This window comes from Pseudomonas sp. MDT1-17 (assembly GCF_054898105.1).
Window position 1 is genome coordinate 4,554,260 of record NZ_JBUBVM010000001.1, and the last position, 13,735, is coordinate 4,567,994.

The 13,735-nt window shown below is 60.3% G+C and carries 11 protein-coding genes; 7 read left to right on the forward strand and 4 right to left on the reverse strand.

Features of this window, described 5'->3' with window-relative positions:
* Nucleotides 1-28 precede the first annotated feature (28 nt).
* Entirely contained in the window at nucleotides 29-1,342 is a 1,314-nt protein-coding gene (locus ACYZTX_RS21150) for a leucine-rich repeat-containing protein kinase family protein (RefSeq protein WP_462035701.1), read from the forward strand.
* A 27-nt stretch (nucleotides 1,343-1,369) separates the two neighbouring features.
* On the opposite strand, the gene ACYZTX_RS21155 is transcribed toward ACYZTX_RS21150, so the two are convergent.
* Entirely contained in the window at nucleotides 1,370-2,077 is a 708-nt protein-coding gene (locus ACYZTX_RS21155) for a YebC/PmpR family DNA-binding transcriptional regulator (protein WP_462035702.1), read from the reverse strand.
* Nucleotides 2,078-2,976: 899 nt separating this feature from the next.
* On the opposite strand from ACYZTX_RS21155, the gene ACYZTX_RS21160 reads away from it, so the two are divergent.
* Both ACYZTX_RS21160 and ACYZTX_RS21165 read left to right on the forward strand, forming a co-directional pair.
* The gene (locus ACYZTX_RS21160; RefSeq protein ID WP_462037067.1) at nucleotides 2,977-4,281 is read left to right on the forward strand and encodes an IS4 family transposase; all 1,305 of its coding nucleotides are present in this window, start codon (nucleotides 2,977-2,979) and stop codon (nucleotides 4,279-4,281) included.
* 255 nt (nucleotides 4,282-4,536) lie between these two features.
* Nucleotides 4,537-5,961, forward strand: coding sequence for a type VI secretion system Vgr family protein (locus tag ACYZTX_RS21165; protein WP_462035703.1), 1,425 nt, complete (start codon nucleotides 4,537-4,539; stop codon nucleotides 5,959-5,961).
* A 3-nt stretch (nucleotides 5,962-5,964) separates the two neighbouring features.
* Here the strand turns inward: ACYZTX_RS21165 and ACYZTX_RS21170 are convergent, their stop codons facing one another.
* Both ACYZTX_RS21170 and ACYZTX_RS21175 read right to left on the reverse strand, forming a co-directional pair.
* The gene (locus ACYZTX_RS21170; protein WP_462035704.1) at nucleotides 5,965-7,356 is read right to left on the reverse strand and encodes an FAD-dependent oxidoreductase; all 1,392 of its coding nucleotides are present in this window, start codon (nucleotides 7,354-7,356) and stop codon (nucleotides 5,965-5,967) included.
* Nucleotides 7,357-7,366: 10 nt separating this feature from the next.
* The gene (locus ACYZTX_RS21175; protein WP_462035705.1) at nucleotides 7,367-8,692 is read right to left on the reverse strand and encodes an MFS transporter; all 1,326 of its coding nucleotides are present in this window, start codon (nucleotides 8,690-8,692) and stop codon (nucleotides 7,367-7,369) included.
* 268 nt (nucleotides 8,693-8,960) lie between these two features.
* Between ACYZTX_RS21175 and ACYZTX_RS21180 the strand changes: the two genes are divergently transcribed.
* A complete protein-coding gene (locus ACYZTX_RS21180) occupies nucleotides 8,961-9,833 on the forward strand; it encodes a LysR family transcriptional regulator (protein WP_282376486.1) in 873 nt (290 codons plus the stop codon).
* Nucleotides 9,834-9,935: 102 nt separating this feature from the next.
* Here ACYZTX_RS21180 and ACYZTX_RS21185 read toward each other — a convergent pair whose 3' ends face one another.
* Nucleotides 9,936-10,799, reverse strand: a complete 864-nt coding sequence (locus ACYZTX_RS21185; protein WP_462035706.1) for a LysR substrate-binding domain-containing protein — start codon at nucleotides 10,797-10,799, stop codon at nucleotides 9,936-9,938.
* Between the two features lie 109 nt (nucleotides 10,800-10,908).
* Between ACYZTX_RS21185 and ACYZTX_RS21190 the strand changes: the two genes are divergently transcribed.
* The 3 genes from ACYZTX_RS21190 (at nucleotide 10,909) to ACYZTX_RS21200 (ending at nucleotide 13,731) form a co-directional block, all read left to right on the forward strand.
* Complete coding sequence (locus ACYZTX_RS21190) at nucleotides 10,909-12,018, forward strand: 2-aminoethylphosphonate--pyruvate transaminase (protein WP_462035707.1); 1,110 nt, start codon at nucleotides 10,909-10,911, stop codon at nucleotides 12,016-12,018.
* A gap of 150 nt (nucleotides 12,019-12,168) precedes the next feature.
* Nucleotides 12,169-12,996 (forward strand): phosphonoacetaldehyde hydrolase, encoded by an 828-nt coding sequence (phnX, locus tag ACYZTX_RS21195; protein ID WP_462035708.1) that lies wholly within the window; start codon nucleotides 12,169-12,171, stop codon nucleotides 12,994-12,996.
* A gap of 186 nt (nucleotides 12,997-13,182) precedes the next feature.
* The gene (locus ACYZTX_RS21200) at nucleotides 13,183-13,731 is read left to right on the forward strand and encodes a cytochrome b (RefSeq protein WP_462035709.1); all 549 of its coding nucleotides are present in this window, start codon (nucleotides 13,183-13,185) and stop codon (nucleotides 13,729-13,731) included.
* Nucleotides 13,732-13,735: the final 4 nt, after the last annotated feature.

A 13,735-nucleotide genomic window follows, 5' to 3' on the forward strand; every position in this document is an offset into this window, starting at 1 on the left:
CTCCTCTCGATCAATAGTGAATCTGTTCATGGATACCCTTGCCCAACTGCGCGCCGGCCAACTGTCGGGCATCACCCGCCTGGACCTCACCTGCGGCTTGACGGAGTTTCCGCGAGAAATCTTCGACCTGGCGGACTCGCTGGAAGTCCTCGATCTCAGCGGCAATGCCTTGAGCAGCCTGCCGGACGACTTGCACCGCCTGGCCCGTTTGCGTGTGCTGTTCTGCTCGGACAATCTGTTCACCGAACTGCCCGACTGCCTGGGCCTATGCGCCGCACTGACGATGATCAGCTTCAAGGCCAACCGCATCGACCGCGTGCCAGGCGCCGCCCTGCCACCCTTGTTGCGCTGGCTGATCCTGACCGATAACTGCGTCACCGAATTGCCCGCCGAGCTGGGTGAACGCCCGCATCTGCAAAAACTCATGCTCGCAGGGAACAGTTTGCAGCGTTTGCCCGAGAGCTTGCGCCAGTGCCATCGTCTGGAACTGATCCGCATCGCCGCCAATCGGTTGACCGAGTTGCCCGAATGGCTGCTGTCCCTGCCGAGCCTGACCTGGCTGGCGTACGCCGGGAACCCGCTGGAGACCGAAGCCGATGCGGCCGCCCTCGAAGCGACGCCGCGCATTCCCTGGCCTGAACTGCGTCTGGAGCAGCAACTGGGCGAAGGCGCGTCGGGAGTGATTCATGGGGCTATTTGGGATCGACCGGACCAACCGGCCACACAAGTCGCGGTCAAACTCTACAAAGGCGAAATGACCAGCGATGGCTCGCCGTTGCACGAAATGAACGCCTGCATCACCGCAGGTTGTCACCCCAACCTGATCCAGATTGAAGGGAGAGTCGTCGGGCATCCAGAAGCTCAGGCCGGGCTGGTGATGCACTTGATCGATCCGAGTTATCGCAATCTGGCCGGGCTGCCGAGCCTGGCGTCATGTACCCGCGACGTTTACGCCAACGACGCCCGGTTCAGCGCTGGCGCGGCATTGCGGATCGCCTCTGGCATCGCCTCGGCGGCCGAGCATTTGCACCAACATGGCATCACCCACGGCGACCTCTACGGCCACAACATTTTGTGGAACGAGCACGGTGATTGCCTGTTGGGGGATTTTGGCGCGGCGTCTTTTCATGCCACCTCAGACAGCTTTGAAAGCCGTGCGCTACAACGGATCGAGGTACGGGCGTTTGGTGTTTTGCTGGGGGAATTGTTGGAGCGGATCGACTCGGGGTTAAGCGACGAGGGTCGCGTGCAGCTTGAGGCATTGCAACAGCGCTGCTGTCAGCCGCAGGTGATGGCGCGACCGGGGTTCAGAGAGATTGTGCAGGCCTTGGAGAATCGGTGACCGCAAAGCGGTCACCGAAGTAACAGATTAACCCGCCAACCCGACAAACATGTCCTGCACGTCATCGTGGTTATCGAGGCCTTCGAGAAAGGCTTCGACTTCAGCCATCTGCTCATCGCTCAGACCGCTGACCGGGTTTTTCGGCTGATAACCCAACTTGGCCGACAACACGGTGAAACCTTGCTCGGGCAGGGCTTTCTGAACCGAATCCAGGTCCGCAGGCTCGGTCAGGAACAGGGTCGTGCCCTCTTCTTCGCCCGGCTCGAAATCCTGGGCGCCAGCTTCGATGGCGGCCATTTCCGGATCGGCATCAGGGCTGTCCGGCGAGGCCTCGATCATGCCGACATGGTTGAAGTCCCAGGTCACCGAGCCGGAAGCGCCCAATTGGCCCTTGCGGAACGCGACGCGGATTTCAGCGACGGTACGGTTGATGTTGTCAGTCACGCATTCGACGATCACTGGCACCTGATGCGGTGCGAAGCCTTCATAGGTCACGCGATGGTACTGCACGGTTTCGCCCAACAGGCCCGCGCCTTTCTTGATCGCGCGATCCAGGGTTTCCTTGGGCATCGAGGCTTTCTTGGCCTGCTCGACCACCAGACGCAGGTGTGCGTTGGTGGCAGTATCGGCACCGTTGCGGGCAGCAATGGTGATTTCCTTCACCAGTTTGCCGAAGATTTTGCCCTTGGCGTTAGATGCCGCTTCTTTGTGTTTAACCTTCCACTGTGCGCCCATTACTCACTCTCTTATCTGTGGCGCCGAGACATCTATTGGCCGACGCTTTGCGCAAGTTTATACGGCCTAAAGTTGGCAATCGACCAAAAAATCCACGCTGTTCACTAATGCTATTCACTTAAGCTCGGGGTTTCAGGCACACACAGGCGTAGCGAGGGGCGATGCATCAAGAGCCGGCCGACTGGTATTTTGTTGATCGTGTATATATCCGTTTCTACGGTCACGGCGGCTGGCGGCTCCGCCCTTACGGCGGGTCACTTTGGAAAAGAACCCCAAAGTAACCAAAGGGTTCTTGCCCCTTTCGTTCGGCCCTTCGCCTAGGCTTAGGGTGCCCTCGCTCCGGTCCTGCTCCGTGGGCCCGCCGCCATCGGCCATCCATGGCCGGGGGCGGCTAACCCGGCATCCATGCCGGGTTGCCCACTGCGCAGAACCTGCGCTCGGCCTCTCGATGGGGCCTGCACCGCAAATGCCAAAGCGAGGCGGCCTACCGGCCGGCCTGGCTTCAAGTGAACACATTTCCCTGTAGGAGCTGTCGAGCGAAGCGAGGCTGCGATCTTTTGATCTTGCTGTTGCTTTGGCTTTTGATCTTGATCTGCCCCGTCGGAAGGCCCAGTGGAGGTTCTGCGCAGTGGGCACCGCGGCATGGATGGCCGATGGCGGCGGGCCCACGGAGCAGGACCGGAGCGAGGATACCCTGAGCCTAGGCGAAGGGCCGGACGTCAGGGGCAAGAGCGTTTGGTTACTTGGGGTTGGGCGGCATTCCGTATTTCCAAGTGACCCGCCGTAAGGGCCAGCCCTTTCAAGGTCTTTGATAAAATCCTCAAAACTCCAGTCAGGACGGCGAGACGATGTGGGCAGAAGTTTTAGCGCGGTTCGAGAAAAAAGCACCGGCCAGTGTCATGGCCAAATTGGTTTTGGAGCAGGCCGTTGCGGCAGAGTGGGTTGATCAGGTGTTCGAAGAACATCGTCAGCGCCAGTACCCGCGCGAGCTTTTGTTTTCGACCATTATTGAGCTGATGTCCCTTGTTTCTCTGGGGTTGCGGCCCTCCCTACACGCCGCCGCGCGGCAGATGGAGGATCTTCCCGTCAGCCTGGCGGCGCTTTATGACAAGGTCAGCCGAACCGAACCTGCGCTGTTGCGCGCGTTGGTAACTGGTAGCGCGCAGCGCCTGGCTCCGACGATTCAAGAATTGGGTTGCTCGGCCATTTTGCCTGGCTGGCAATTACGCGTCGTCGACGGCAACCATCTGCCTTCCAGCGAAAAACGTCTGGGCGCTTTGCGCCGTGAACGAGGTGCCGCCCGCCCTGGTTTTTCGGTCGTGGTTTACGACCCTGATCTCGACCAAGTCGTCGACCTTCAGCCCTGTGAAGATGCCTATGCCAGCGAACGCGTCGGCGTGTTGCCCTTGCTGGAAAAAGCCACGGCGGGCCAGCTCTGGATGGCTGATCGGCTCTACTGCACGCTCCCGGTCATGGAGGCCTGCGAAGATGCCGGCGCTTCATTCATCATTCGCGAACAAAGCAAGCATCCACGCCTGCTTAAAGAAAGCGACTGGCAGGAGCCTGTCCCGGTCGCAACCGGCAGCGTGCGCGAGCAAACCATCGAAGTAAAAGGCGGACGCCAGTGGCGGCGTGTCGAACTGAGCCTGCAAAACCCCACCGAATCCGGCGACACCACGCTGTCCTTCTGGAGCAACTTGCCCGACACCATCAGTGCAGAGCAGATCGCCGATTTGTATCGACGTCGCTGGAGTATCGAAGGGATGTTCCAGCGTCTGGAATCGGTGCTGGACAGTGAAATCGAAACCTTGGGCAACCCCAAAGCCGCCCTGCTGGGGTTCGCGTCCGCCGTGTTGGCTTACAACGTTTTGTCCGTGCTTAAACGCAGTGTCGAACAGGCTCATTGCCAGACTCAATCAGAAGACTGGGAAGCGTCGATCTTTCACCTGACGGTGCAGGTACGCAGCGGTTATGAGGGCATGCAAATAGCCTTGCCGCCAGAGCACTTATCCATCCCCATCCCCGCAGGAGGGCTGGCTCAGTACCTGCTGACGCTAGCCCGAAACGTCCAGCCCAAAGCGGTCGCCAAAAGCAAACGAGGTCCGAAGGTGCCCAAATCAAAGGAGTGGCTTGAGGGCAAGGCAGTGAATGCCCATGTGTCGACAGATCGGGTGCTCAAAGCCGCCAAGGCCAAAAGACCTTGAAAGGGATGGCCGTAAGGGCGGAACCCTAAGCCGCCGTTACCCAGCAACGGATATGTACACGATCAAAACCCGTTCGGCTCTCAGGCCGCCATCCATTTTCTAAAGTGAACAGCATTACACCCTGTTCACCCGCATGGTGAATCGACATCTTCACCTGCAGTTGTAGGGCGATTCTGAAACTTCGATTTGCGGTGACTATAAAGGGCTGTGGTTTCGTACCCTCTGCGCCCTTATCCCATGGCAGAAGCGCGTTCGATGCACAACGACAAGGAAAGTCCCTTCACGCTGACACTCCTCGACGGCGACTTGAGTTTGCAGGTATTGCAGTTCAGCGGCCGAGAAGCCCTCAACCAGCCCTATCGATTCGACATCGAAGTGATCGGCCTGGCGCCGGCCATGAACCTCGATCGATTGCTGCAACAACCGGTTTTCCTCAGCCTGACGGATGGCCAGGGTATTCATGGCGTACTTCACAGTGCCAGTCGCGAGCATCGCGGCCCACACCGGATCGGCTACAAACTGGTGCTGGTGCCCTACCTTCAGATGCTCGACCGGCAGCGTTCACGGCGCGTCTTTCATCGCCTCAGCGTACCGATGATCCTGCGCCAACTACTGGAGGAACATGATGTGCCCGAGGGGAGCTATCGCTTCGAATTGTCGAACGGGCACTATCCTCCCCGGCCTTTTTGCATTCAGTACGAGGAGAGCGATCTGGCACTGCTGCAACGACTGTGCGAAGAAGAAGGCATTCACTATCACTTCGAACATCAGCGCGACGGGCATGTGCTGGTCGTGGCCGATGACAGCCTGAGTTTCCCCCAGGAACCGGTCCTTACGCCTTTCCAGGACAGCACTCCCGACGAAAGTGATTTACCGGTGATCAGTGAATTGTTCCAGCGCCATGACTCGCCGCCCCCTCCCTTACGCCTGGAGGCCAGAAACCGTGGCTCGCAGATCGCCGACGAGGGAGCGGCCAACCACGCTTTCACCCGACCATTGCCGGTGATGGCCCGTCCCGCTCCCGAGCACCTCCATCGCGATCATCTGAGCCGAAGACAACTGGAGCGCCTGCGTTGCCAGCACGTGAAAATCCACGGTCAAAGCAACCATAGCGCGCTGCGTAGCGCACAGGTTGTGCAAGTGTCAGCGCATCCACTGTCGAGTTTCAACGATCAATGGCTGCTCACAGAAACCCGACATCAGGGGCAACAGCCTTCGATTCTTGCCGCCGACAAATCCGTGACTGTCCGCCATTACCGCAATCAGTTCACCGCCATTCCCTGGTCAACGGTCTTCAGGCCGGCACTCAAACAGACCCGGCCGAGCATCCCGGGCTATCAGCCGGCGCGGGTGCTTGGCCCTGCCGGACAGCCAGCTGTGATGGATGCGCGAGGACGAATACAGGTCAGGCTGTGGCCAACAGCGGAACCGGGTCCGGATGAATCCGCCGGTATCTGGCTACCCGTGGCCCTCGCAGCGCCGGACGGTCGGATTGACCCGTCCAAATTGCCAAGGGCCGGCAGCGATGTACTCATCAGTTTTCTCGACAGCGACCCGGACCGGCCGGTGCTGTGCGTCGAGATGGGCCATCACCCGCGGACTCGGCCTGCTCCCGAGCCACGCGGCGATAGCCATTTGCTGCTCGATTGGCTGGTCAATCGCTCGGACCTCGCCCCCTGACACTCAGCCCTTGTCGGCCTTGCCTGCAGCCGCCGCGAACTTCGCCAGACGCACATCCAGATGCCGGGGTTGGCGCCCGTGATCCTCGGCGCGCTCCTTGCGGCGGATGGCGTTGCGCACCATCAGTGAGCCGAGGTAACGAATCGGCTCCGGTGGAAAGAAGCCCAAGGGGCCGTTGACCAGAGGCGAACGGGTCCAGGCGTTGTCCAGTCCCTGGACCATTGAGGCGAGAATCTGCCCGCCCATATGACACGGGCCAACCCCGCTGCCGGAGTATCCGAAACCGTAAAACACATTGCCGCTGGCACTCATCTGGCCGAAGAACGGTAAACCGGTGACGGAGCGATCAGACGGACCGTTCCAGGTTGCCTCGACCTTGACCTCGGCAAACGCCGGAAAGAACTCGCTCAGGCTGTGCCGCAACAAACCGGCATACGGCGACGGCTGATCGAACACCGGCAACATTCGCCCGCCGTAAGCAAAGGTATTGCCGCCCTTGCCGAGCATGATCCGGCCGTCCGGGGTGTTGTGGTAGTAGTGCACGAAAATCCGCGAGTCGAGCACGGTGACGCCGCTGGTCAAACCGATCTCATCAAGCAGATCAGGGCGCGGTTCGGTGATCAGCATGTCGCTGGAAACGATCGCCACACTGCGTTCGAACTGTGGAAACGCCCGGGCCATCCAGGCATTCATCGCCAGCACCACGCGGTCCGCGCGAATGGTGCCGTTCGGGGTTTGAATCCCTGCCGGCTTGCCCTCCTCCAACCCGGTCATGGCGGTGTGCTCATGAATCCTCACACCGAGTTGCAAGGCGACCCGGCGCAAGCCGCGCACCAGTTTGCCCGGCTGCACGCTTGCCGCCGCCGGAGAAAACCAGCCTTCCAGGTGTTTGCTGGAACCGGCCATGCGCTGTACATCCGCTAGCGGTCTCTGGGTGAAGGAATTGATGCCATTGCGCTCCAGCGCCGCGATCACGGCGTCGGTCGAGCCGCATTGGGCACGGTTGGTGGCGGTGTAGAGCGTACCGTCGAGGCGGTAATCGGCGTCCACGCCGTACTGTTCGCAGAAGGTGCCGATGGCATAAATACTGCGCTCGGATTCCTTGACCAGCCGCACCGCCTCCTCGACACCGAACAACCTTTCCAGCGTGAAATACTTGGCCGACCACGACAGCGCACAGCCACCGTTTCGCCCACTGGCGCCGGCCCCGCAGATATCGGCCTCGATCAGCAGCACATCCAGTTCGGGGTTCTGTTCCTTGAGCATGATCGCGGTCCACAGCCCGGTGTAACCACCACCGACAATGCAGACGTCGGCGCGGGTGTCGCCCGCCAAGGGTTCGCACGGCGCGCAGGACTCGGCCGCCAGCGCCTGTTCCAGCCAGAAAGGTCTCATCGGTGTTTCCTCAGGTACGCAGGGGTTTGACGCTCATCGGCCGGTTAGGCACGAATGCACTTTCTGCACGCAGGCCCGCGGGGCGACTGTTCCAATAGGGGATCAGCACCAGCGCTGAAAACAAGGCGCAGCCGGCGAAGATAATGAACACGGTGACCGAGTCGAAGTAGCCCGGCAGCAACCCGCCGAGAATCGCCCCGACCGAGCCGCAGCCGTTGACGAAGCCGGCCGAGGTTGCGCCCGCCTTGGCGGTGCCGAAATCGATCGCTGCCGCGCCGCTGATCATCGAGTCCGGTCCGTACAGGGTCAGGCCCATGACGAACAGCAGCGCCACCACCAGCATCACGCTGCCGGTTTGCAGAGCGCCCATGAACAATGCCAGGGTCACGGTCAACGCCAACAGGCTGAGCACACACGCCGGCATGCGTCGGGCGCCGAACAGTTTGTCCGAAGCCAGGCCCAGCATAATCGGCCCGAGCAATCCGGCCAGCTCAAACGCGGTCGGAATGATTGCCGCGCCGACCTTGCCCACCGAGGGCATTTGCTCAAAAACGATCACCGGGCCCCAGAGCAGAATCGCGTAACGCGCCGGTTTCAGCAGAAAGTACGCGAGGCCCAGAACCAGCACGGTGCGGTTGCGCAGAATTTCTTTCAATGGTTCCAGCATGCTGATCTTGCTTTGCGCGTCGGCCTCTTGCGCCGTCAGTTGCGGCTCCGGTTCCACCGCCGGCAAGCCAACGTCTTCGGGTTTGTTGCGCTGAAAAATAAAAAACAGCACGGCGACCAGCCCCACCACCGCCGCACTGGAAAAGAACGCCGCATGCCAGGTGCCGATCAGCGTATACGCCCACCAGCCGGCAAACGGCGAGGCCACCAGACCACCAAAGGCGTAGCAGGAACTCCACAAGCCCAGCACCCGCCCGCGCTGCTCGGCGGGAAAGAAACTGCCGAGGTTCTTGCACAGCCCGGACCAGCCGGTGGACTGCGCGAACCCTTGAATCAGCATGCAGGTGGCGAAGATTGGCAACGTCGCGAAACTGCCCATCACCAAGGCTGCCGCCGCTGAAATCAGCAACCCGCCAAACACCACGACCCTCGGGCCAAAGCGGTCGGCAAGGATGCCCCAAGTGAATTGCCCGATGGCGTAGGCCGTCAGGTAGATGGCGTCGAGGTTGGCCATGGCCATTTTGTCGAGCATGAAGTCGGGGTCTTCGGCGATCCCCAGTTTTGCTACGGCAAAGGCTTTGCGGGTGAAATAGAACGCGGCGTAAGCGAGCCAGGTGATCGCGAAGATCTGTACGCGCCAACGTTTGATGGTGCCGATGTGCTTGTTCATTGTGGTTCTGACCTCAGGGTGTGAGTGTGCCGGCAGAAATTGAGAAATAACGCCTGTTTTTTTATTGTTGAGCACTTCGATATCGCTGCTTCCCTGAGGCGATATCGGTCAGATGAGTCCTGCTGTTGCACGCACAGGCTCATGGCCGCCGACGCTGTTCGACTGACCAGTCACCGGGGCTGATGTCGATAAAAACAATTACTGATTAATAAGTGAAATCGATTTATCGTATTTCCAATATAAGCTCAGCTTGTTACTGGAGGTTTCGATGTCGGTTTCCCACGCCCAGCTCAAAGCCTTCCACGCCGTGGCCGTGCACGGAAGCTTTACCAAAGCCGCCGCGCGGCTATTTCTCACCCAGCCGGCGATTTCCGACCAAGTGCGAAAACTCGAAGAGCGTTTCGGTGTGCTGCTGTTCCACCGCAACAAACGCTCGGTGCGCCTGACCGATCTGGGCGAGCGGTTGCTGAGCATTACTCAGCGGCTGTTCGTCATCGAGGCCGAGGCTCAAGAGTTGCTTCAGGAGTCTCAGGCGCTGCAGACCGGCAGCCTGATTCTCGCCGTCGATGCGCCGGTGCACGTGCTGCCGCAGATCGCGCGGTTCTGTGAGCGCTACCCCGGCATCAGCGTGAAAATCGAAACCGGTAACACCGATGAATCGCTGTTTCGGTTGTTCAACTACCAGGCCGATCTGGCGTTGTTGGGGCGCGAGGTCAGCGACGAACGATTGATTTCGTTGCCGCTGCGCAATGACCCGATGGTGGCGTTCGTTTCCCGCCATCATCCGTGGGCCGACCGTGAGTCGATTTGCCTCGCGGATCTGGACGACACGCCTTTGGTGCTGCGGGAAATCGGCTCGGTGACGCGCCAGACGCTGGAAGAGGAAATGGCCCGGGCCGGGTTTCGCATTCGGCCGGCGATTCAGGTTGAAGGTCGGGAAGCAGCGCGTGAAGCGGTGGTCGTAGGGATTGGTGTCGGCGTGGTATCGGCTGCCGAGTTCGGTGCGGATTCGAGGGTTTGCGCGTTGCCGATTACCGATTGCAAACGACGATTGACCGAGACACTGGTGTGCTTGCGCGAGCAGAGTTCGCGGCGGGTGGTGGCGACGTTTCTGGAGATGGTTCGCGAGAGTCTGGCATAAGCAGGCCCGGCCCCTTCGCGAGCAGGCTCGCTCCCACATTGGATCTCCAGCGCTCACAAAATCCCTGTGGGAGCGAGCCTGCTCGCGATGGGCGCACCTCGGTTACAAGGCGGGCGCCAACCCGAAAAACGCCTGTATCAAGCGCAAATCCCGCCGCCGTTCCATGCAGCCAATCATGTGCCGATTGACCAACCCTTCGCCAATAATCGGCACCGCCACCACCCTCGGGTCGTGACTGACTTCCACCGACGACACCACGCCAACCCCCAACTCTGCGGCGACGGCTTCGGTCACCGCCTCACGACTGTCCAGCTCCAGCAACACCCTTGGATTGACCAACGCCGTCGCGCAGGCCTCGTCGAAGGTGCGCCGGGTGATCGAGCTTGGCTCGCGCAACACCATGATCACTTGATCCAGCGCCTTGAGCGGCACGCCCTTCGACATCTGCGCCCATGGATGCCCCTCAGGCACCAAGGCACAAATTCGTGACTCGCTTAAACCTTGCAGATGCAAGCCTTTGCGCGGTTCGACCTCAGTCAGCACCGCGACGTCGGCATGCTCCGACAACAACGCCGCCAGGGTTTCCTGAGCATTGCCCAACCGCAGGTTCACGGTAATGCCGGGATAGCGCGCGCGCAGGCTGGCGAGCATCGGCATGACCATGTGCGGCCCGTCTGCCGCCACTTCCAGGCGACCGGTCAGCAACTGCCGGTTTGCTTCCAGCATCACCTGCGCTTCTTCGGCCAGACCGAACATCGCCCGGGTGATCGCGGCCAGTTTGGTGCCCTCTTCCGTCAGCTCCACTCGTCGCGCGGTGCGCCGCAACAAGGTGATCTGGTAGTGCTCCTCCAGCGCCTTGATGTGGCCGGTGACCGCCGGTTGGCTGATGAACAGTCGCGCAGCGGCCCGGGTGAAGCTGCCCTCGCGGGCCACCGCATCGAATGCGCGGAGCTGGAACAGGTTCATGAATAACTCTCACTGATGGCTGGCATAACAACAAACAATTTGATTGATAGCACGGCAAATTGCAATTTAAGCACCGTAGCTTCATCCCATCGATTGCGAGGACACGAGAATGAGTACCGCCGAACCCATCCTGCTCACCCCCGGCCCATTGACCACATCGGCCCGCACCCGTCAGGCGATGATGGTCGACTGGGGTTCATGGGATGACCGCTTCAATCAATTGACCGCCAGCCTCTGCGAGCAACTGCTGGCGATCATCAACGGCGGCGACAGCCACCACTGCGTGCCCCTGCAAGGCAGCGGCACGTTCGCGGTCGAAGCGGCGATCGGTACGCTGGTGCCCCGCGACGGCAAAGTCCTGGTGCTGATCAACGGCGCCTATGGCAAACGCCTGGCGAAAATCTGCGAAGTACTCGGCCGCTCCTTCAGCATCTTTGAAACTGCCGAAGATGAACCGACCACCGCCACCGACGTTGACCGCCTGCTGCGCGCCGACGCCAGCATCACCCACGTCGCGCTGATTCACTGCGAAACCAGCACCGGCATCCTCAACCCGCTGCCGGAAATCGCCCACGTTATCGCGCAGCATGGCAAACGCCTGATCATCGATGCCATGAGCTCCTTTGGTGCCCTGCCGATCGACGCGCAACGGGTGCCGTTCGACGCGCTGATCGCCGCCTCGGGCAAATGCCTGGAAGGCGTGCCGGGGATGGGTTTCGTCTTCGCTCGCAAAGAAGCGCTGGCGAATGCCGCCGGCAACTCGCACTCGCTGGCGATGGACCTTTTTGACCAGCACACCTACATGGCCAAGACCGGTCAATGGCGCTTCACCCCGCCGACCCATGTGGTCGCCGCGCTGCACGAAGCCCTGCTGCAATACAACGAAGAAGGTGGTTTGCCCGCCCGGCATCAGCGCTACGCCAACAACTGCCAGGTGTTGCTCGATGACATGGCCAAGCTCGGACTGCGCAGCTTCCTGCCCGCCGCCATTCAGGCGCCGATCATCGTCACTTTTCATGCACCGAAAGATCCGCGCTACCAGTTCAAGGAGTTCTACGAACGCGTCAAGGCCAAGGGTTTCATCCTCTACCCCGGCAAATTGACCCAGGTCGAAACCTTCCGCGTCGGCTGCATCGGCCACGTCAACCAGGCCGAGATGCACGCGGCGGTGGCGGCGGTCGCCGAAGTACTGCGCGAGATGGAAGTCCTCGAAATCTGAATCACCACCAATCCCTGTGGGAGCGGGCTTGCTCGCGAAAGCGGACTGACATTCAACAGTGATGCCGGCTGGCACACCGCCTTCGCGAGCAAGCCCGCTCCCACCAAAAGCGGCTCTCCTATTAATCAGTTGCCACAGGATTTGATCACCATGAACTATACAAACCCAACCAAACTCCAAGCCGCCATCCTCGACTGGGCCGGCACTGTGGTCGACTTTGGCTCCTTCGCACCAACGCAGATCTTTGTCGAAGCTTTCGCCGAGTTCGACGTCCAAGTCTCGATTGAAGAAGCCCGCGGGCCGATGGGCATGGGCAAGTGGGACCACATCCGCACCCTGTGCGATCAACCAGAAGTGGCCGAACGTTATCGCGCGGTGTTCGGCCGTACGCCGACCGATGATGACGTCACCGCCATCTATAAACGCTTCATGCCATTGCAGATCGAGAAAATCGCCGAGCACTCGGCGCTGATTCCCGGCGCGCTGGACACCATCGCCAACCTGCGCCAGCAAGGGATCAAGATCGGTTCCTGCTCCGGTTACCCGAAACAGGTCATGGACAAGGTTGTCGAACTGGCCGCCACCAACGGTTACGTTGCCGACCACGTGGTCGCCACCGACGAAGTGCCCAACGGTCGTCCATGGCCGGCCCAGGCGCTGGCCAACGTGATTGCCCTGGGCATCGATGATGTCGCGGCCTGTGTGAAGATCGACGACACCGTGCCGGGCATTCTCGAAGGTCGCCGTGCCGGCATGTGGACCGTGGCGCTGATCTGTTCGGGCAACGCGCTGGGCCTGGACTACGAAGGTTATCAGGCCCTGGGCAGCGACAAACTGGCCAGCGAACGTAAACGCATCCATGCAATGTTCGAAGGCTCGCGGCCGCACTACATGATCGACACCATCACCGATTTGCCGGAAGTGATCGCTGATATCAATAAGCGTCTGGCCAATGGCGAGATGCCGCAAACCCACTGATTGCACCTATCGCCTCATAAAAAAGCGCCAGTGCCTTAACGCAACTGGCGCTTTTTTTTGGTCGATCACCTGATCCAGAGCAGTGAACGTCCAAATAGCCACAGGCAAATCCACCAAAGCGGATTACAGTTAGCGCACACCGTCGAACAAGAACGGTGGCTCGACCTGACCTGTGAGGAACACCGTATGCCCTGGAAGAATTCCGACTCACGCTACAGCACCGTATCGGTCGCGCTGCATTGGCTGATGCTGGTCCTGCTGGCGCTGGTTTACGCCTGTATCGAATTTCGCGGGATCTTTCCAAAAGGCAGTGGCGGCCGCACGCTGATCACCGAATCGCACTTTATGCTGGGCTTGACGATATTTGTATTGGTCTGGCTGCGGCTGTTTGCTCGCAGCCTGGGCCCGGCACCGCAAATCTTCCCGGCCTCGCCTCAGTGGCAAACCGTGCTGGCCAAATTGATGCACTGGGCGCTGTACATTTTCATGATCGCCATGCCGATTCTGGGCTGGCTGGTCACCAGCGCCAAAGGCCATCAAGTGATGTTCTACGGCTTTGACCTGCCGTTGCTGGTCGCCGAAGACAAGGCGTTGGCCAAGCAGATCCAGGGCTGGCATGAACTCGGCGGCACTATCGGCTATTGGCTGATCGGCCTGCATGCCTTGGCGGGGATTTATCACCACTATGTGGTGCGCGATAACACCTTGCTGCGGATGATGCCCAAGCGCGGCTAAATTC

Coding starts and splice junctions, on each gene's coding strand:
- ACYZTX_RS21150 (WP_462035701.1), top strand. CDS start 29: ATGGATACCCTTGCCCAACTGCGCGCCGGCCAACTGTCGGGCATCACC.
- ACYZTX_RS21155 (WP_462035702.1), bottom strand. CDS start 2,077: ATGGGCGCACAGTGGAAGGTTAAACACAAAGAAGCGGCATCTAACGCC.
- ACYZTX_RS21160 (WP_462037067.1), top strand. CDS start 2,977: ATGGCCAAATTGGTTTTGGAGCAGGCCGTTGCGGCAGAGTGGGTTGAT.
- ACYZTX_RS21165 (WP_462035703.1), top strand. CDS start 4,537: ATGCACAACGACAAGGAAAGTCCCTTCACGCTGACACTCCTCGACGGC.
- ACYZTX_RS21170 (WP_462035704.1), bottom strand. CDS start 7,356: ATGAGACCTTTCTGGCTGGAACAGGCGCTGGCGGCCGAGTCCTGCGCG.
- ACYZTX_RS21175 (WP_462035705.1), bottom strand. CDS start 8,692: ATGAACAAGCACATCGGCACCATCAAACGTTGGCGCGTACAGATCTTC.
- ACYZTX_RS21180 (WP_282376486.1), top strand. CDS start 8,961: ATGTCGGTTTCCCACGCCCAGCTCAAAGCCTTCCACGCCGTGGCCGTG.
- ACYZTX_RS21185 (WP_462035706.1), bottom strand. CDS start 10,799: ATGAACCTGTTCCAGCTCCGCGCATTCGATGCGGTGGCCCGCGAGGGC.
- ACYZTX_RS21190 (WP_462035707.1), top strand. CDS start 10,909: ATGAGTACCGCCGAACCCATCCTGCTCACCCCCGGCCCATTGACCACA.
- phnX (WP_462035708.1), top strand. CDS start 12,169: ATGAACTATACAAACCCAACCAAACTCCAAGCCGCCATCCTCGACTGG.
- ACYZTX_RS21200 (WP_462035709.1), top strand. CDS start 13,183: ATGCCCTGGAAGAATTCCGACTCACGCTACAGCACCGTATCGGTCGCG.